The organism is Brevundimonas sp. T2-11 (genome assembly GCF_055397675.1).
Genome location: NZ_AP027920.1, coordinates 353,611 through 370,184, shown reverse-complemented (window position 1 = coordinate 370,184; position 16,574 = coordinate 353,611). Strand labels below are relative to the sequence as shown.

The 16,574-nt window shown below is 68.9% G+C and carries 18 protein-coding genes and 1 other RNA gene; 7 read left to right on the top strand and 12 right to left on the bottom strand.

Annotated elements, in window-relative coordinates; all coding sequences use genetic code 11:
• Window positions 1–62: 62 nt before the first annotated feature.
• From ACZ5XO_RS01785 to ACZ5XO_RS01760, 6 genes are all read right to left on the bottom strand, one after another.
• Complete coding sequence (locus tag ACZ5XO_RS01785) at window positions 63–1,004, bottom strand: TraB/GumN family protein (RefSeq protein ID WP_464163623.1); 942 nt, start codon at window positions 1,002–1,004, stop codon at window positions 63–65.
• A 54-nt stretch (window positions 1,005–1,058) separates the two neighbouring features.
• Window positions 1,059–1,253, bottom strand: coding sequence for a helix-turn-helix transcriptional regulator (locus ACZ5XO_RS01780; protein ID WP_105562535.1), 195 nt, complete (start codon window positions 1,251–1,253; stop codon window positions 1,059–1,061).
• Between the two features lie 10 nt (window positions 1,254–1,263).
• Complete coding sequence (locus ACZ5XO_RS01775; protein WP_464163621.1) at window positions 1,264–1,722, bottom strand: hypothetical protein; 459 nt, start codon at window positions 1,720–1,722, stop codon at window positions 1,264–1,266.
• A gap of 72 nt (window positions 1,723–1,794) precedes the next feature.
• Window positions 1,795–3,012 carry a DNA recombination protein RmuC gene (locus ACZ5XO_RS01770; protein ID WP_464163620.1) on the bottom strand — a complete coding sequence of 406 codons (1,218 nt, stop codon included), beginning with the start codon at window positions 3,010–3,012 and terminating at the stop codon, window positions 1,795–1,797.
• A gap of 245 nt (window positions 3,013–3,257) precedes the next feature.
• Window positions 3,258–3,860 carry a recombination mediator RecR gene (gene recR, locus ACZ5XO_RS01765; protein WP_464163619.1) on the bottom strand — a complete coding sequence of 201 codons (603 nt, stop codon included), beginning with the start codon at window positions 3,858–3,860 and terminating at the stop codon, window positions 3,258–3,260.
• Window positions 3,860–4,189, bottom strand: a complete 330-nt coding sequence (locus ACZ5XO_RS01760) for a YbaB/EbfC family nucleoid-associated protein (protein WP_464163618.1) — start codon at window positions 4,187–4,189, stop codon at window positions 3,860–3,862. The genes recR and ACZ5XO_RS01760 overlap by 1 nt, the downstream gene beginning before the upstream one ends.
• 159 nt (window positions 4,190–4,348) lie before the next feature.
• Here ACZ5XO_RS01760 and ACZ5XO_RS01755 point away from each other — a divergent pair, with 159 nt between their 5' ends.
• Window positions 4,349–4,963, top strand: coding sequence for a malonic semialdehyde reductase (locus ACZ5XO_RS01755; protein WP_464163617.1), 615 nt, complete (start codon window positions 4,349–4,351; stop codon window positions 4,961–4,963).
• Between the two features lie 133 nt (window positions 4,964–5,096).
• Here ACZ5XO_RS01755 and ACZ5XO_RS01750 read toward each other — a convergent pair whose 3' ends face one another.
• The 3 genes from ACZ5XO_RS01750 to ffs form a co-directional block, all read right to left on the bottom strand.
• Complete coding sequence (locus ACZ5XO_RS01750; protein WP_464163616.1) at window positions 5,097–6,938, bottom strand: DNA polymerase III subunit gamma/tau; 1,842 nt, start codon at window positions 6,936–6,938, stop codon at window positions 5,097–5,099.
• A 56-nt stretch (window positions 6,939–6,994) separates the two neighbouring features.
• The gene (locus ACZ5XO_RS01745; protein WP_464163615.1) at window positions 6,995–7,396 is read right to left on the bottom strand and encodes a DUF3597 domain-containing protein; all 402 of its coding nucleotides are present in this window, start codon (window positions 7,394–7,396) and stop codon (window positions 6,995–6,997) included.
• Between the two features lie 164 nt (window positions 7,397–7,560).
• Window positions 7,561–7,656, bottom strand: an RNA gene (gene ffs / locus ACZ5XO_RS01740) — signal recognition particle sRNA small type.
• A 73-nt stretch (window positions 7,657–7,729) separates the two neighbouring features.
• Here ffs and nudC point away from each other — a divergent pair.
• Window positions 7,730–8,653, top strand: a complete 924-nt coding sequence (nudC, locus tag ACZ5XO_RS01735; protein ID WP_464163614.1) for an NAD(+) diphosphatase — start codon at window positions 7,730–7,732, stop codon at window positions 8,651–8,653.
• Window positions 8,654–8,794: 141 nt separating this feature from the next.
• Here the strand turns inward: nudC and ACZ5XO_RS01730 are convergent, their stop codons facing one another.
• Window positions 8,795–9,517, bottom strand: coding sequence for a 3-deoxy-manno-octulosonate cytidylyltransferase (locus tag ACZ5XO_RS01730; RefSeq protein ID WP_464163613.1), 723 nt, complete (start codon window positions 9,515–9,517; stop codon window positions 8,795–8,797).
• A 145-nt stretch (window positions 9,518–9,662) separates the two neighbouring features.
• Between ACZ5XO_RS01730 and ACZ5XO_RS01725 the strand changes: the two genes are divergently transcribed.
• Window positions 9,663–10,343, top strand: coding sequence for a c-type cytochrome (locus tag ACZ5XO_RS01725; protein ID WP_464163612.1), 681 nt, complete (start codon window positions 9,663–9,665; stop codon window positions 10,341–10,343).
• A 103-nt stretch (window positions 10,344–10,446) separates the two neighbouring features.
• Here ACZ5XO_RS01725 and ACZ5XO_RS01720 read toward each other — a convergent pair whose 3' ends face one another.
• Window positions 10,447–11,259, bottom strand: coding sequence for a C40 family peptidase (locus ACZ5XO_RS01720; RefSeq protein ID WP_464163611.1), 813 nt, complete (start codon window positions 11,257–11,259; stop codon window positions 10,447–10,449).
• A gap of 79 nt (window positions 11,260–11,338) precedes the next feature.
• A complete protein-coding gene (locus ACZ5XO_RS01715) occupies window positions 11,339–12,724 on the bottom strand; it encodes a leucyl aminopeptidase family protein (RefSeq protein ID WP_464163610.1) in 1,386 nt (461 codons plus the stop codon).
• A 94-nt stretch (window positions 12,725–12,818) separates the two neighbouring features.
• Between ACZ5XO_RS01715 and ACZ5XO_RS01710 the strand changes: the two genes are divergently transcribed.
• The 4 genes from ACZ5XO_RS01710 to thrS all read left to right on the top strand — a co-directional run bounded on the left by ACZ5XO_RS01710 (window position 12,819) and on the right by thrS (window position 16,566).
• A complete protein-coding gene (locus ACZ5XO_RS01710; protein ID WP_464163609.1) occupies window positions 12,819–13,643 on the top strand; it encodes a tetratricopeptide repeat protein in 825 nt (274 codons plus the stop codon).
• Window positions 13,644–13,828: 185 nt separating this feature from the next.
• Window positions 13,829–14,299, top strand: coding sequence for an iron-sulfur cluster assembly scaffold protein (locus ACZ5XO_RS01705; protein ID WP_464163608.1), 471 nt, complete (start codon window positions 13,829–13,831; stop codon window positions 14,297–14,299).
• A gap of 81 nt (window positions 14,300–14,380) precedes the next feature.
• A complete protein-coding gene (yidD, locus tag ACZ5XO_RS01700) occupies window positions 14,381–14,629 on the top strand; it encodes a membrane protein insertion efficiency factor YidD (RefSeq protein WP_121481541.1) in 249 nt (82 codons plus the stop codon).
• Window positions 14,626–16,566 carry a threonine--tRNA ligase gene (gene thrS, locus ACZ5XO_RS01695; RefSeq protein ID WP_464163607.1) on the top strand — a complete coding sequence of 647 codons (1,941 nt, stop codon included), beginning with the start codon at window positions 14,626–14,628 and terminating at the stop codon, window positions 16,564–16,566. The genes yidD and thrS overlap by 4 nt, the downstream gene beginning before the upstream one ends.
• Window positions 16,567–16,574: the final 8 nt, after the last annotated feature.

Below are 16,574 nucleotides of genomic sequence, written 5' to 3'. Positions count from 1 at the left end.
CGTCCACGCCTAGATCAGAATTCCTCTGGTCTCCGCCGATCACGGTTCGTCAGCCTGCGGCGCTAGTCGACGACGCGCGACGCGCGCACGCCTCGCTCGGCCAGCTTCGCCTGCAGGCTGTCGGCCCCGGCCAGGTGACCCGCGCCCACCGAAATGAAGGCCGTGCCCGAGCCGGACAGCAGGGTCTGGATCTGATCCGCCCAGTTCTCGTTCCGACGTGTCAGCATGACGGCGTACATTTCAGGCGACTGCGCCTTCATCTCCTGTCCGATCAGGGTGTCGAGCCCGTCGACATCCCCGGTGGACCAGGCCGTCACCATCTGACCCAGAACAGTCTCGGCCTTGTCGAACTCCTTAAGGCCGGAACGCAACATGGCCAGTTGCGCCTCTTCCGGCATGTCGGCGATGAAGCCGATCTGCTGCGGCATGGTCTCAAAGCCCTTGATCGGCTTGCCGGTGGCGGCGGCGCGGGCGTGCAGGACCTGATCGCCGCCGTTCTCGGCCACGTAGCCGGCCTTGGTGATCGAAGCGATCGCCAGTTGCAGGCTGGCCAGCCAGGGCCTCAGCGGGTCCAGTTGGGCGGCGCTGGCGCCCATGGCGCGAGCGGCCACATCCAGGTCGGCCATCTCTTCGGGCGTCAGCAGGCTGGAAAGCGGGCGCTGGGGCGAAACGCCCTTGGCCTGAATAATGGGCATGGCGCCCGATGCGTCGTTCAGATCGGCGATCTCGAACCAGTACTCGTCCGCACTGGCGAAGGCCTGATCGACACGGGCCGTGCCCCAGGGGGTTTCCGGCTTCAGCACATGGACCGTACCGAACAGATAGATCGTTGAATCCTCGTCCTTCACCACCCACAGGCCGGGGCCGGATCCCGCCGGAGCCGGCACGACAGCCACGGGTTCGGCCGGCTGGGCCAGGCTGCCCGAAGCCGAGGTCAACGCCAGCAAGGCCGCGCCGACCGCAAGGCTCGAACGGAGGCGTGAGGTCAATTGAGCGATAGGCATGGCAGGCGTCCTTTCACAGGCAGAAAACAGGAGATCGCCGCGACGAACGCCGGGCTACTCTTCGTCCGAGAAGATGGATTCGATCGGCAACTGGAACAGGCGCGCGATCTTGAAGGCCAGAGGCAGGGAGGGGTCGTAGCGCCCTGTCTCCAGCGCATTGACGGTCTGGCGCGAGACGCCCAGTTCGGTCGCCAGGTGGGCCTGGCTCCAGTCGCGTTCGGCGCGCAGGACCTTGAGGCGGTTGTTCATGCCGCCCTCCTCAGCGCCGACCCAGCCACCACCAGGCCCAGGCCACGGCGTAGCCGATCAGCATCAGCGTCAGCATGGCGAAGGCGCCCGTGGCGGCGTAGGCGGCGGGATCGGTCCGATCCGAATACCAGGCGGGGATATTGATCGTCGCCGCCTGGGGCAGGGCCGCCAGAATGACGAAGACGCCGCCGACGGCCATGCCGCTGGAGCCTCCCCAGAACCAGGACCACTTGTGGGCCTCCTGGGCCGCCTCGTCGATGGAGCTCATCCATTTCAGGCTGATCCACATGGCGATCAGCATGGAGACGGCCGCGAAGGCGACGACCGCGGCCAGGGCGACCGGGTTGGCCAGCACGTCCTTGTCGTCAACGCTCAGGTAGCCGATGACGCCGCCGGTGACGAAGGTCGCGATCAGGAACAGACCCAGGGCGACCGCCGACTGGATGTAGAGTTTACGCTTGCCGGCCACGACGCCCTCCCGAGTTGACAAGGACGTTTTACAGCGTCGCCCGGCTCCGTCAAGCAAGGTTGTCAGCGCGGCCTACTCTGTCGGGGCGTTCAGCAGTTCCGGACGGCTGAGGGTGCGGGGCGACTGTTCGACGGGCGGCAGTTCGGGCAGGTCCTTGCCCTCGTGGTCGACCTTGAGGTCCTCGAACCGGCGCGCCGAGACCATGACCTGGCTTTCCAGCGAACCGACGAACTGGTTGTAGCGGCCGACCGCCGCATCCAGCGCCTTGCCGACCGAGGCGGCGTGGCCGCCCATGACCGACAGGCGCTTGTAGAGCTCCTTGCCCAGCTTCGCGACGTCCTCGGCGTTGCGCGCCTGCTCCTCGGCCCTCCAGCCGTAGGCGACCGCCTTGCACAGGGCGAACAGGGTCGTGGGGGTGACGATGACGACGCGCGAAGCCATGGCCTGGGTCATCAGGTCCGGCTCATGATCCAGGGCGGCGGCCAAGAAGGCGTCGCCGGGCACGAACATGGCGACGAAGTCGGGGCTGGGCTTGAACTGGTCCTGATAGGCCTTGGACGACAGCTGGCGGACGTGGGTCTTCATGCTGGCGGCGGTGCGCAGCGACATGGCCTGGGCCTGGGCTTCGTCGTCGCCGTCCGCCTCGTCGGCGAAGGCCAGGGACACCTTGGCGTCGATGACGAACATGCCGCCGCCGGGCAGTTTGACGATGAAATCCGGGCGCTGCTGACGGCCTTCGTCATTGGCCGAGGAGTTCTGCTCCTCGAAGTCGAAACGGCCCGCCATGCCGGCGGCTTCCAGCACGTTGCGGCAGGTCTGCTCGCCCCAGCGGCCGCGACGGCCGGTATTGCCCTTCAGGGCCTCGGTCAGGCGGCGCGCCTCGTCCCGGGTGGCGGTCGAGGCGGTCATCAGGGCGGCCAGTTGCTCCTTCAGGCCGCCGGTGTCCTCGGCGCGGGTCTTCTCCAGGGCGGCGACGTGTTCCTGGAACTTGGCCAGGGTTTCCGAGACCGGCTTCAGCTGGGCCTCCATCCGTTCGCGGGCGACACGGTCCTGGGCCTGGAAGGTCTCGGTGGCGCGGGCCACCAGCTTGGTCGCCACGGCCTCGGCCGACTGCGAGGCCTGGGCCTTGAGGAACTCGGCCATGGAGTCGCGGCTCTCCTCCATCAACTCCAGCCGGGCGTCGGCGGCGTCCAGCGCGCCTTTCGCCTTCTGCCAGCCCATGAAGGCCCAGAAGAAGCCGGCGACAGCAGCCACGGCGACGACCAGCAGGATGAGTTCGAGCGTGTTCATGCTCCGTTCCTAGCCGGAGTCGCAGGCCGTTGGAAGTTACCCTCTCCCGATGGGAGAGGGCTTGAGCCTCCAAGAGCGAAGCGATTGGTCAGGCGAAAGGGTGAGGGGTTTGTCTTTCCAGTCGGCGTCAGCCGCCGCACAACGGCCCTTGGCCGACTTCGCCCGCGAACCCTCACCCTTTCGCGCAAGAACGCTCGCTGACGCTCTCGTGCGCTCAAGCCCTCTCCCATCGGGAGAGGGAAATTTCAGGCCGGCCGTCTCGCCCGCAGCGCCTGAACGATGGTGCCGTCGTCCAGCCAGTCCAGTTCGCCGCCGACGGGGACGCCGCGCGCCAGAGACGTGACCTCGACGCCCGCCGCGGACAGGCGTTCGGCCAGATAATGCGCCGTGGTCTGGCCGTCGACGGTGGCGGGCAGGGCCAGAACGACCTCCCTCGCCTCACCGCCTTTCGCGCGGCCGATCAGTTCGGCGATGCGCAACTGTTCGGGACCGACGCCGTCGAGCGCCGACAGCAGTCCGCCCATCACATGATACTTGCCGCGAAAGGCGCCGGACCGCTCCATGGCCCACAGGGCGCCGGCCTCCTCGACCACGCAGATCAGGGCGTTGTCGCGGCTCTGGTCCGAGCAGACCGAGCAGGGGTCGCGCGTGTCAGGCGAACCGCAGACCGAGCAGTTGACCACCTTGTCCGCCGTCTCGGCCAGGGACGCCGCCAGCGGCACCAGCAGTTGCTCGCGCCGCTTCAGCAGGGCCAGGGCCGCGCGTCGGGCCGAACGCGGCCCCATGCCCGGCAGCTTGGCCAGCAGGCTGATGAGCCGTTCGATTTCCGGCCCGGCGGAGGCGGCCATCAGAAGAGTTTCGGCATTCCCGGGATGTTCATCCCGGCCATGGGGCCGGCGGCCTCGCGCATCAGGGCGTTGTTGACCTCGTCCAGCTTGCGCTTGGCGTCGGCGTGGGCGGCGACGATCAGGTCGGCCAGGATCTCGGCCTCGCCGGGCGTCATCAGGCTGTCGTCGATCTTCACCGAGGTGATCTCGCCGGGGCCTTTCAGGGCGATGGAGACAAGGCCGCCGCCCGAGGTGCCCTCGGCGGTGGATTCGGCCATCCTGGCCTGGGCGTCCTGCAGCTTTTGCTGCATGGCCTGGGCCTGTTGCATCAGGGCGTTGAGGTCTTTCATGCCCCCTAGATAGGGCGATCCGCAGCCGGGCTCCAGACCCTCTTGCAGAACGACGATTCAAATCAGCAACAGATTTTGTAGCAATCCCCTTGACGCAGACGTGCGCCGGGCCATATTCGCCACAACTGAAGTTACCGATCCTGTTCAGGAGCTCTTCCCATGGCCTTCGACGCCCTTCCCGCCCGCGACCTTCCGGTTTCTGACGCCGTTCTGGCCCAGCTGTTCACCGAGGCGCGCACCCGCAACGGCTGGAGCGACCGCCCCGTGTCGGAAGACATCATCCGCAAGCTCTACGACCTGACCAAGTTCGGCCCGACGGCGGTCAACATGACCCCGGCCCGCTTCGTCTTCGTCACCTCGCCCGAGGCCAAGGCCCGTCTGTCGGTCCACATGAGCGAGGGCAACCGCGCCAAGACCCTGGCCGCGCCGGTCAACCTGATCATCGCCCAGGACATAGATTTCCACGACACCTTGCCCAAGCTGTTCCCGCATGCGCCCGGCGCCCGCGACTGGTTCCTGGACGAGGCGGGTCGTCGGGAAGCCGCCTTCCGCAACGCCTCCCTGCAGGGCGGCTACCTGACCATCGCTGCGCGCGCCCTGGGTCTGGACGTGGGGCCGATGTCGGGCTTCGACGCCGCCGGCGTGAAGGCCGACTTCTTCCCCGACAGCAATGTCGAGCCGAACTTCATCATGAACCTGGGCTACGGCACCGACGAGAACCTGTTCCCGCGCTCGCCCCGACTCGACTTCGAGGAAGCCGCGCAGATCCTGTAAGCGTTTTCCTCCCCACGCAGTGGGGGGGGAACCGCATAGCGGTGGAGGGGCCGGCAGCGTCAGGCTCAACCGAGCCCCTCCGTCTCGACGGCTGCGCCGCCGATCCGCCTCCCCATGAGATGGGAGGAAAGGATCAGTCTTCCTCGTCGTCTTCCGGGATCGCCGGCATCTCGACGGCAGGCGCCAGGGTCTTGATCTCCTTGATCTCGGCGCCGGGGAAGGCCTGCATGATGGACACGACAAAGGGGTCCGCCTCGACCGCCGCACGGCGGGCGGAGCGGGCCTTTTTCTCGATCTCGATCAGGGTCTCGCCGCCGCCCTGACCATTGGCGGCGATCAGCCAGGTGCGACCGGTCCATTCCTTGAGCCGCGAGGCCAGGCGCCGCGCCAGATCGACGGGCGAACCCGCCGCCGGTTCATAGACGATGGCGCCGGGCTTGAACGACACCGGCTTCACATAGCGTTCGACGTCCATCTGCAGCGTGATTTCACGCTTGTCGCCGATCAGGGCGACCACGGCCTCGAAGGTCTGGGGATCGGGAAAGGCCGGCTGGGCCACCGGCCGCGCCGCCAGCATGGCCGAAGCGCCGCCGCCCCCGCCCCCGCCGCGCGGGCCGCCCGCGCCGCCGCCGCTCGGCAGGCTTCCGCCCGACTGGATGGCCTTCAGCGCCTCTTCCGGTCCCGGCAGGTCGGCGGCGTAGGCCATACGGACGATGGCCATTTCCACCGCATCCGCCGGGTTGGGCGCGCGCCGCACCTCGTCCAGGGCTTTCAGCAGCATCTGCCAGGTGCGCGACAGGGTCCCGGCCGAGATGGCCGCGCCCAGGGCCGTCAGCTTCTGCGCCTGATCATTGGGCAGACGGGTGGCGTTCGGGCCCAGCATCTTGGCGACCGAGGCGGCGTGGCAGTGCTCCAGCAGGTCGTTGGTCACCTGCACGGGATCGGCGCCGAAGCCGTAAAGGGTGCGGAAGTTTTCCAGCGCCTCGGCGGTGCGCCCGGCCATGATCGATTCGAACAGAGCGATGGTCTGGGTCCGGTCGGCCAGACCCAGCATGTCGCGCACGGTGGCGGTCTGCACCGTCGCCCCGCTCTCGGCCTGAACCAGGGCCTGATCCAGCAGGGACAGGCCGTCGCGCACCGAGCCCTCGGCCGCGCGGGAGATCAGCGCCAGGGCCTCCTGCTCGATCTTCATGCCTTCGCGGTCGGCGATGCGGCCCAGATGCCCGACCAGGACCTCGGGCTCGACGCGACGCAGGTCGAAGCGCTGGCAGCGCGACAGGATGGTCACCGGGACCTTGCGGATCTCGGTGGTGGCGAAGATGAACTTGGCGTGGGGCGGCGGCTCCTCCAGCGTCTTCAGCAGGGCGTTGAACGCCTGCGTCGACAGCATGTGGACCTCATCCAGCACATAGACCTTGTAGCGGGCCTCGACCGGGGCGTAGCGGACGCTTTCCAGGATGTCGCGGATGTCGTTGACGCCGGTATGGGAGGCGGCGTCCATCTCCATGACGTCCATGTGCTGGCCGGCCATGATGGCGGCGTCGTGACGCCCGTGCGCCGACAGGGCCAGCGACGGCTTGTCGATCGTGTCCGTCTCATTGTTCAGGGCGCGGGCCAGCAGGCGGGCGGTCGTCGTCTTGCCGACGCCCCGCACCCCGGTCAGCATGAAGGCGTGGGCGATACGGCCCGTGGCGAAGGCGTTGGTCAGGGTCCGGACCATGGCCTCCTGACCGATCAGGTCCTCGAAGGCGCGCGGGCGGTATTTACGGGCCAGAACCTGATAGGCGCCGTCGCCGGCGGGCTCGTCGGCGAAGGGCTCGGCCCTGGTCGGAGCAGGCGTCGACGCGGCGACCGGCGCAGCGACGGGTTCAGGCGCAGCCGCAGGCGCGCCGAACATGTCGTCGGTGTTCTCGTCCCGCTCGGGAACGTCCTCCTCCCACGGAGGGCCATCAAGACTCGGATCGACGTCGCTCATGATCCTGTCTTAGCGCGAGAGGGCGCGTTCGCGCACCCCCTCGCGAGAGGCATGGCTCAGAGATCGGTGGGCAGACGGCCGCCGTTGTCCTTGATCTTCTGGATCACCTGCTTGTGCAGCCAGATGTTCATGCTGGCGCTGTCGGACTTGTCGCCGGTGTAGCCCAGCTCGTCGGCCAGCTCCTTGCGCTCGGCCAGCGAGGATTCCAGCCCGACCAGCTTCATCAGATCGACGATGGAGGTGCGCCAGTTCAGCTTCTGAGCCCGCTGGTCGTTCATGAAGTCGAGGATGCCGGCGACATCGACTTCCTGCGCAGGCGCGACGGCGGCCGGGGCTGCGGGCGCCGCCTGAGGCGCCGCGGGGGCGGCGGTCGGCGCAGGCGCCGCCGGGGCGGCGGGGGCCGCCTCTTCCTTCTTCTTCTTGAAGATGCCGCCGAGGATGGACCCGAGAATGCTCATTCGCCTGCTCCTGAAAGGTGAAGCCCTTTCAGCGAGCCAGAGCGATTCCGGTTCCGTGAAGCTTGCACGACGCTGACCGCTCAATCGCAAAAAAGCGTCACAGCGCCCAAACGCGCTCAAGCAGTCGATCACCGCGTGATCGACGATAGCGCTCTTGAAAAATGAGGAGGTAGAGACCGCGACCCGAAGGTGAATTCGTTGTGGCTGCTGCCTTCCGGCCCTGACCAGGTTGGCGAAGCCTTCGCCCGCGATCTCCGAGGAGGGATATGACGGTTGGCGACGCGGGAATCAAGACCCCTCCCCGCGTCGTCTTGTCGGGGGTATGGAAGCGCCATGCCCCACACCCACGTCTTCTCCGGCAATCCGCTCGACCGCTCGGGCGACCTTCGCAACGACGCCGCTTGGCTGGGCGAGCAGGAGGCCAATCCCGAGGCCCTGGCCATGGTGCTGTGGGAGGGGCGACCCCTGGTGGAGGATCATGAGGGCGGACAGCGGCTGGTCTGGCTGGCGCTGAGCCACGGTCGCGACCTGGTCCCGGACCGCGACGTCTTCCTGGGCCTGTGGAAGGGGGCGCCGGTCTTCGCCGTGGAGTTCGAAAGCTCGATCGATCCGACGACGGGACCGGCCGGCGGGCTGGGCCAGTTCATCGAGATGCGCGCGGCGGCCGCCGCCCTGCCGGAAGCCGATGTCGCCATCGCCGGCACGGCCAAGAGCCTGTTCGACTGGCGCCGCCGTCACGGCTTCTGCGCCGCCTGCGGCAAGGCCACGGATCAGGCCTCGGGCGGCTGGCGGCGCGTCTGTCCGGCCTGCGGGGTCGAGCATTTCCCGCGCGTCGATCCAGTCGTCATCATGCTGCCGGTCTATCAGGGAGGCGCGGAACCGCGCTGTCTGATGGGGCGTCAGGCCGCCTGGCCCGAAGGCCGGATGTCGGCCCTGGCCGGCTTCATGGAGCCCGGCGAATCCATCGAGGAGGCCTGCGCCCGCGAAGTGATGGAGGAGGCGGGTCTGACCGTCTCGAACGTCGCCTATCACTCCAGCCAGCCCTGGCCCTTCCCGGCCCAGCTGATGATCGGCCTGATCGCCGAGGTCACCCACGACAACGCCGCGCCGGACCAGACCGAGCTGGAAGCCGTGGCCTGGCTGACGCGGGCCGAGGCGCGGGCGGTGCTGGCGGGCACGCACGGCACGATCCACGCCCCGCCGCCCTTCGCCATCGCGCGGCGGCTGCTGGAGGCCTGGGCGAACGAGGCGTCGTAGAGCGACGCCTTCTCCTCCCCACGCGTGGGGAGGGGGACCGCGTAGCGGTGGAGGGGCTTGGTCGCGCTGGATCAAGCAGCCCCTCGGTCTCGTCGGCTACGCCGCCGATCCACCTCCCCATTGCATGGGGAGGAGAAGGCGTCAGGCCAGCGCTCTCGCCGCTTCCAGGTCCGCCGGATTGTCCACCGACAGCGGCGCCTCGTCGATCACCGAGGCCCAGATCTGCAGGCCCATTTCCAGGGCGCGCAGCTGTTCCAGCTTCTCGCGCTGCTCCAGCGGCGACGGCGGGGCGGCGCAGAAGCGCATCAGGGCCTCGCGGCGGTAACCGTAGATGCCGACGTGGCGCCAGACAGGGCCGTCGCCATAGAGGGTCGAGCGCGTGAAATAGAGGGCGCGGCCGCTGGTCTCGCCTTCCGGCAGGGCCAGGACGGCTTTCACCACATCGGCGTTGGTCCGGTCCGAGACGTCGGCTTCGGCCGCCACCAGGGTGGCGATGTCGCAGGCTGATTCGCGCGCCAGCAGGTCGGCGCAGGCCCGCGCCAGGTCCGGCGAAGCGAAGGGCATGTCGCCCTGGATGTTGATGACCAGGTCGTGGGCGCCGTCGGGATCGACCGCCTCGACCGCCGCGCGGATGCGATCAGAACCGCTGGGCAGGGCCGGATCGGTCAGGACCGCCAGACCGCCCGCCGCCTCGACAGCCTCGACAATCTCGGGATCGCCCGCCGCCACCGCGACGCGGAAACCGGACAGGGCGGCCTGTTCCCAGGCGCGCACGATCATGGGCTTGCCGCCGATATCGGCCAGGGGCTTGTTCGGCAAACGGGTCGCCGCCATGCGAGCGGGTATCATTATCAGCGGATTCATCGGCTTGACGACGTCCAGAGGCGCCCGGAAGCGGCCGGGCCGGTTGCGAAGGTCGCGCTAGCGTGTCAGAGACGCCGACGCAAGAATATGCCTGAGGCCGCTTCGCGGTTGGGGGGCTCATTAGAGACGGGAAGCGACGACGCGCATGAGCGGCGATCTGAAGTGGAACAAGATTATGGGCGCGTGCCTGGGCACCGCCTTTGTCATCCTGGTGGTCCAGCAGGTGTCTGGCATGGTCTATCACACCAAGCAGCCTGAAAAGATGGGCTACTTCGTGGACGCGCCGGAAGAATCCGCGGGCGCCGAGCCCGCCGCCCTGCCGATCGACTGGGGCACGGTCCTGCCGACCGCCGACCTGGCCGCCGGTGAAGCCGCCTTCGCGCGCTGCCAGGCCTGCCACACCGCCAACGCGGGCGGCGCCGACGGCATCGGTCCGAACCTGAACGGCGTCCTCGGCGGCCCGGTCATGCACCGCGCCGGCTTCGCCTATTCGGACGCCATGTCCAAGCACAAGGCCGAGGCGCCGACCTGGGGCTATGACGAGATCGACCACTTCCTGACCGCCCCGGGCCGCTATGTCCCGGGCACCAAGATGTCCTTCGCCGGCATCCGCGACGAGAAGACCCGCATCAACCTGATCGCCTGGCTGCGCACCCAGGGCTCGGGCGGCTTCGCCATCCCGGCTTCTGATCCGGCGCGTCAGCCCGGTGCGGCCGCCGCTCCGGCGGCTGATGCGGCTGCGGCGCCCGCCGACGCCGCTGCTGCTGCTCCGGCGGCTGAAGGCGCGGCTCCGGCCGAAGCCCCTGCAGCGGCTCCCGCCGCCTGAGGGCGACGGACAGTCGAATGACTTGGAAAGGCGGTCTTCGGGCCGCCTTTTCTGTGTTTGGGCCTCTGCATCCTCCCCCGCTTCGCAGGGGAGGATTGCGAATTTAGATGCGCCGGAAAACGGCCGTGGCGAAACCTTCGCCCGTCAGTCGAGCCTCGACCTCGGCCAGGGTCTCGATGACCACGCCGCCGCGCGCGCCGGTGGAGTGGATGACCTGATCGGTGTCGACCATGATGGCCGAATGGCCCGTCCAGTCGTCCCCCGCCGGGGCCATCCAGACGACCAGATCGCCGCGCCGGGCCTCTGCGCGCGCGATGGGACGGCCCAGGTCGGCCTGGGCGTCGGAACGACGCGGGCCGGGCAGACCGCAGGCCAGAAGGGCCTGCTGCACCAGACCCGAACAATCGGTCTCGACCGAGGAACGGGCGCCCAGGGCGTGCGGGCGGCCCAGCAGTCGCTCGGCCACGGCCACCGGCTCGCGCTCGAAGTCGCCGACCGGCTGCAGATCATCAGGGCTCACCCCCTCGGCCGTCTCGTCCACCAGGGCGTTCAGCGGCAGGGCGGCGGATACGGAAGAAACGCGCCGACGGGCCAGGGGCGCGCCGGGCGACAGCACGTCCAGCGCCACCCAGCCGACGATCCCGTCGCGGCGCGCGCGGCCCCAGGCCCGCATCTCGCCAGGGGCGCCCTGACGATGCAGGACGTCGAAGACCTCGCCGTACAGCAGTTGATCCGTGCGTTGATCGGCGTCCGACAGGATGTCGGCGACCGGAACCCGGCAATGCATGGCCTCGGGCCGCACATAGGCCTCGGCCCGCATCAGACCTTCCAGCGCCTGTTCAGCCAGCACGATGCGATCCCCGTCCCGAAGGATCAAGGGCGCGCCGGGCGGGATCAGGTCGAGGGCGTCGGACAAACAGGGACTCGGCGGCTGTTCACACGGGTGAACCGCCGTTTGTAAACGCCGAAGCCAAATCGGGCGTTAACAGCCTTGGCTATTTGGCGAATCGGTCGCGCAGATAGCGATAGCAGGCGCGCAGGGCCTGGGCCTCGCCGCCCTCCGGGCGCCCCGGCTGGGCGCGCGGATTCCAGGCGAAGATGTCCATGTGGGCCCACGAACCCGTCGTCGGCGCGAACTTCTGCAGGAAGAGGGCCGCCGTCACCGACCCGGCCTGGGCCCAGGCGGCGGAATCATTCCTGACGTCGGCGATCTCGCTGTCCAGCGAGGCGCGATAGCCGGCCCACAAAGGCATCCGCCACAGGGGATCGCCCACGGCCCGCCCGGCGCCGAGGATGCCCTCGGCCAGGGCTTCGTCGTCGGTGTAAAGCGGCGGCAGCTCGGGTCCCAGCGCCATACGCGCGGCGCCGGTCAGGGTGGCGAAGTCCAGGGTCAGGTCCGGCTCATGCTCGCTCGCCCGCGTCAGGACGTCGGCCAGGATCAGACGGCCTTCGGCGTCGGTGTTGCCGATCTCGATGGTCAGGCCCTTGCGGCTGTTCAGGATGTCGCCGGGACGGAAGGCGTCGGCGGACACCGCGTTCTCGACGGCTGCGACCAGCACCACCAGCCGCACCGGCAGGTCGGCCTGCATGATCAGGCGGCCGAGCGCGAGCGCATGGGCCGAGCCGCCCATGTCCTTCTTCATGTTGCGCATGCCGGCGGCGGGTTTCAGGTCCAGACCGCCGGTGTCGAACACCACCCCCTTGCCGACCAGGGCCACCAGGGGCAGATCGGTCTGGTCCAGCTTCCAGCCGATCTCAATGACGCGCGGGGCGCGGTGCGGGGCGGCGGCGCGGCCGACGGCGTGGACGGCGGGGTAGTTATCCTCCAGCAGAGCGTCGCCGGCCGTAACCGTCAGGCTTGCGCCCGCCGATTGGGCGATCTCGCGCGCGATGGTCTCGATCTGCAGCGGCCCCATGTCGGCGGCGGGGGTGTCGACCATTTCGCGGGCCAGGGCGGCGGCGCCGGCGATATTCAGGGTCTCGGCCAGATCGAGACCGGCGGGCGCGACCAGGCGGGCGCGACCGCGCTCAGGTCGCGCCTTGTAACGGTCGAACAGATAGCCGCCGAGGGCGAAGGCCAGGGCGGCTTGCTGCGCGGCTTCGCCCTCGACGCCGTCGAGGCGCCAGTCGCCGGCGGGCAGACGGGTCGGCAGGGACCGGGCGCTCATCGGCTCGAAGGCCTCGCCGGCGCCGAACAGGGCCTCGACCGCCGCGCCGTCGTCGCCAGGCACGATCAGCAACTGGCCCGCCTTGCCGGTGAAGCCGTTGGCCTCGGCCCAGACGGCAGCCTTGCCGGTCAGCCCCTGCCCGGCTCCGACCACACGCACCGGGCGGGCGGCGTCGGAGGCAGAGATCAGCAGGTCGGAATGAACCACGGACATGGGGCGAGCCTTTCCGGCCCTTAAAGGCCGATTAACCAAACCTTGACCCGGAGGCGCGACGCTGAAGCCGCAGGAAACCGTCCGGACCCTCTCCATGTCGCGCACCGCCGTCGCCGCCGCAACCATGACGCTGGCTCTTTGGGGCCTGTCGGGCGCCGTTCAGGCCCAGACCGCCGCCCCGACGGCGAGCGCGCCCCCCGCGCGCCAACCCGCCGACGCCGCCACGCGGGCCAGCTACGACCGCGCCGACGCCCTCAGCCGTTCGGTCTTCTGGTCTCAGGAACAGCAGATCAATCCGATGGACCCGGTCGCCGGGGTCAAGACGGCCCAGGCCCTGCGCGAACTGGGCCAGTTCGATCAGGCCGCCGAGACGGCCCAGGGCGTCCTGACCGTCCAGCCCGCCAATCTCGAGGCCATGCTGGAGGTCGGCCGCGCCCATATCGCGCGCGGTCAGGCCTTCTATGGCATCACGGCGCTGGAGCAGGCCAGGGCCGCCGCGCCGCGCGACTGGCGCCCGCTCTCGTTGCTGGGCGTGGCCTATCAGCAGGTGCGCCGCCCCGACGACGCCAAGACGGCGTGGAACGAGGCCCTGCGTCTGTCGCCCGACAATCCGGACGTCCTGACCAACGCCGCCCTCGCCCGCATGGGCGAAGGCGACGCCTCCTCGGCGGAAATCCTGCTTCGCCGCGCCGCCGCCCAGCCGGGCGCGACCCTGAAGGTGCGTCAGAACCTGGCCCTGTCGCTGGGCCTGCAGGGCAAGACCGCCGAGGCCGAACAGATCCTCCGCCGCGACCTGCCGCCGGAAGTCGCCGACGCCAACCTGCGCTGGCTCGCCGAGCGGACGGCGGCGGCCGCGCCCGTGGCGGCGGCTGAAACCGCCGGATCGGCCCGCACCTGGTCCTCGGTACAAGGCGGCTGACTTCATCCTCCCCTGCGCAGCGAGGGAGGGAGACCATGCGCAGCATGGTGGAGGGGGCGAAGACGAGCGACGGCGCTTGAAGCTCGCCCCCTCCACCGCTTCGCGGTCCCCCTCCCCCTTTTCGCTTCGCTCACAGGGGAGGATCGCATCTTCATTCTTGCCCCCATCGCGCCTATCTTCCGCCCATGATCGACGACCTCTACAGCGCGCGCATCCTGTCGCTGGCGGCCAACCTGCCGCACAGCGGGCGGCTGGCTGCGCCTGAAGGGACCGCCGAGCGCGTGGCCAAGCTGTGCGGGTCGAAAGCCATCGTGGACGTGGTGCTGGACGACGAAGGCCGCGTCACGGACTTCGCCCAGACGGTGAAGGCCTGCGCCCTGGGTCAGGCGGCGGCGGGCGTGGTGGGCGAAAGCATCCTCGGCGCGACGGCGGCGGAGATCGTCGAGGCCCGCGACGCCATGCTGGCCATGCTGAAATCCGGCGGAGACGGCCCCGAGGGCCGCTTCGAGGGCCTGCGGGTGCTGAAACAGGTCGCCGACTATCCGGCGCGGCACGCCTCGACCATGGTGGCGCTGGAAGCCACGCTGGACGCCGTCAATCAGGCGTTGGCCAAGCACCACAGCGATACGCGAACTCGCCTCGCCGGCGCGGCCTGAAGGCTTCGTCCGGTTGATCCCCCTGCGATGAAGAGGGATAAGCGGCGCGAACCCGAAACAGAGCCCCCGGCGAAGGGACAGATGTCTCTCTACGAACGCAGCGTCCGCGCGGCCCATCGGGGCTACAAGGTGACGCTGTCCCCCTTCTTCGGCCAGTCGTGCCGGTTCCTGCCGACCTGTTCGGACTACGGGCGCGACGCCCTGCTCCAGCACGGACCGGTTCGGGGGGGATGGCTCACCGTGCGCCGTCTCTGTAAATGCCATCCCTTCGGCGGTTCGGGCTATGATCCCGTGCCGCCCGCCAAGACCGAAAAAGAACGACCGTCATGATCGAACTGAAATTCCCCGACGGCGCCGTGCGTCAGTATCCGGCCGGCTCGACGGGCCGCGACGTGGCCGCCGCCATCTCGCCCTCGCTGGCCAAGAAGGCCGCCCTGGTCGTCTGGAACGGCGAGCAGCGCGACCTGGACCGTGTCATCGACGGGAACGGCGACTTCCGCCTGCTGATGCGCGACGATCCCGAGGCGCTGGAGACAATCCGTCACGACGCCGCCCACGTCCTTGCCCAGGCCGTGCAAGAGCTCTTCCCCGGCACCCAGGTCACCATCGGCCCGGCCATCGAGGACGGCTTCTATTACGACTTCGCCCGCGACGAACCCTTCTCGACCGACGACTTCGCCAAAATCGAAAAGAAGATGGCCGAGATCATCGACCGGGGCGCGCCGCTGGAGCGTCAGGTCTGGGAGCGCGACGCCGCCATCGCCCACTTCGAGAAGATCGGCGAGACCTACAAGGCCGAACTGATCCGCGACCTGCCGGGCACGGAAACCATCACCGTCTACAAGCAGGGCGAATGGGCCGACCTGTGCCGGGGGCCGCACTTCCCGACCACCAAGTTCGTCGGCAAGGCCTTCAAGCTGACCAAGCTGGCCGGCGCCTACTGGCGCGGGGATTCCAACCGCGCCCAGCTGCAGCGCATCTACGGCACGGCCTGGGCGACCCAGGCCGATCTGGACGCCTATCTGCTGCGCATCGAGGAGGCCGAGAAGCGCGACCACCGCAAGCTGGGCCGCGCCATGGAGCTCTTCCACATGCAGGAAGAGGGCCGCGGCATGGTCTTCTGGCACCCCAAGGGCTGGGTGCTGTGGCGCGTGCTGGAGGCCTATATGCGCCGCCGTCTGGACGCCGCCGGCTATGTCGAGGTCAAGACGCCGCAGGTTCTGGACCGCAAGTTCTGGGAGGCCTCGGGCCACTGGGACAAGTACCGTCCCAACATGTTCGTCTGCGAGACGGTGGAGGGCGAGACCCTTTCCCTCAAGCCGATGAACTGCCCCGGCCACGTGCAGATCTTCGACCAAGGCCAGCGGTCCTATCGTGAACTGCCGCTGCGCATGGCCGAGTTCGGCGCCTGCCACCGCTATGAGCCCTCGGGCTCGCTGCACGGCCTGATGCGCGTGCGCGGCTTCACCCAGGACGACGCCCACATCTTCTGCCGCGAAGACCAGATCGTCGACGAGACCGCCGAGTTCATCAAGCTGGCCCAGTCGGTCCACGCCGACCTCGGCATGGAGACGGCCTACATCAACCTGGCCACCCGTCCCGACGTCCGCGCCGGGTCTGACGAGTTCTGGGACAAGGCCGAGGCCCAGATGGCCGAAGCCGCCCGCCACGCCGGGGTCGAGGTGGTCATCGCCGAGGGCGACGGCGCCTTCTACGCGCCCAAGCTGGACTTCATCGTCAAGGACGCCATCGGCCGCGAATGGACCTGCGGCACGATCCAGCTGGACTATGTCCTGCCCGACCGCCTGGACGCGACCTACATCGCCGAGGACGGCCAGAAGCACCGCCCGGTCATGCTGCACCGCGCGATCCTCGGCTCGTTCGAGCGCTTCATCGGCATCATGATCGAGAACTACGCCGGGGCCTTCCCGCTGTGGCTGGCGCCGACCCAGGCCGTGGTGGCCACCATCACCTCGGATGCTGACGGCTATGCCGAAGAGGTCGTCGCCAAGTTCCGCGCCGCGGGTCTGCGCACCGAGATCGATCTGCGCAACGAGAAGATCAACTACAAGATCCGCGAGCACTCGGTCGGCAAGGTGCCCGCCATCGCCGTCGTCGGTCGCAAGGAGGCCGAAGAAGGCAAGGTCGCCATCCGCCGTCTCGGCAGCCAGGCCCAGACCATCGTCACCGTCGAGGAGGCCATCGCCATCCTGACCGACGAGGCCCTGGCCCCGGACCTGAAACGCCTCCGCGACGGTCAGGCCTGAACATGACA

Excerpts from the sequence above, each read along its gene's own strand:
- ACZ5XO_RS01750 (WP_464163616.1), bottom strand. The coding sequence starts at position 6,938 with ATGAGCGACGTCGATCCGAGTCTTGATGGCCCTCCGTGGGAGGAGGAC.
- nudC (WP_464163614.1), top strand. The coding sequence starts at position 7,730 with ATGCCCCACACCCACGTCTTCTCCGGCAATCCGCTCGACCGCTCGGGC.
- ACZ5XO_RS01760 (WP_464163618.1), bottom strand. The coding sequence starts at position 4,189 with ATGAAAGACCTCAACGCCCTGATGCAACAGGCCCAGGCCATGCAGCAA.
- ACZ5XO_RS01745 (WP_464163615.1), bottom strand. The coding sequence starts at position 7,396 with ATGAGCATTCTCGGGTCCATCCTCGGCGGCATCTTCAAGAAGAAGAAG.
- ACZ5XO_RS01725 (WP_464163612.1), top strand. The coding sequence starts at position 9,663 with ATGAGCGGCGATCTGAAGTGGAACAAGATTATGGGCGCGTGCCTGGGC.
- ACZ5XO_RS01710 (WP_464163609.1), top strand. The coding sequence starts at position 12,819 with ATGTCGCGCACCGCCGTCGCCGCCGCAACCATGACGCTGGCTCTTTGG.
- ACZ5XO_RS01705 (WP_464163608.1), top strand. The coding sequence starts at position 13,829 with ATGATCGACGACCTCTACAGCGCGCGCATCCTGTCGCTGGCGGCCAAC.
- ACZ5XO_RS01770 (WP_464163620.1), bottom strand. The coding sequence starts at position 3,012 with ATGAACACGCTCGAACTCATCCTGCTGGTCGTCGCCGTGGCTGCTGTC.
- yidD (WP_121481541.1), top strand. The coding sequence starts at position 14,381 with ATGTCTCTCTACGAACGCAGCGTCCGCGCGGCCCATCGGGGCTACAAG.
- ACZ5XO_RS01730 (WP_464163613.1), bottom strand. The coding sequence starts at position 9,517 with ATGAATCCGCTGATAATGATACCCGCTCGCATGGCGGCGACCCGTTTG.
- recR (WP_464163619.1), bottom strand. The coding sequence starts at position 3,860 with ATGGCCGCCTCCGCCGGGCCGGAAATCGAACGGCTCATCAGCCTGCTG.
- thrS (WP_464163607.1), top strand. The coding sequence starts at position 14,626 with ATGATCGAACTGAAATTCCCCGACGGCGCCGTGCGTCAGTATCCGGCC.
- ACZ5XO_RS01755 (WP_464163617.1), top strand. The coding sequence starts at position 4,349 with ATGGCCTTCGACGCCCTTCCCGCCCGCGACCTTCCGGTTTCTGACGCC.
- ACZ5XO_RS01780 (WP_105562535.1), bottom strand. The coding sequence starts at position 1,253 with ATGAACAACCGCCTCAAGGTCCTGCGCGCCGAACGCGACTGGAGCCAG.
- ACZ5XO_RS01715 (WP_464163610.1), bottom strand. The coding sequence starts at position 12,724 with ATGTCCGTGGTTCATTCCGACCTGCTGATCTCTGCCTCCGACGCCGCC.
- ACZ5XO_RS01785 (WP_464163623.1), bottom strand. The coding sequence starts at position 1,004 with ATGCCTATCGCTCAATTGACCTCACGCCTCCGTTCGAGCCTTGCGGTC.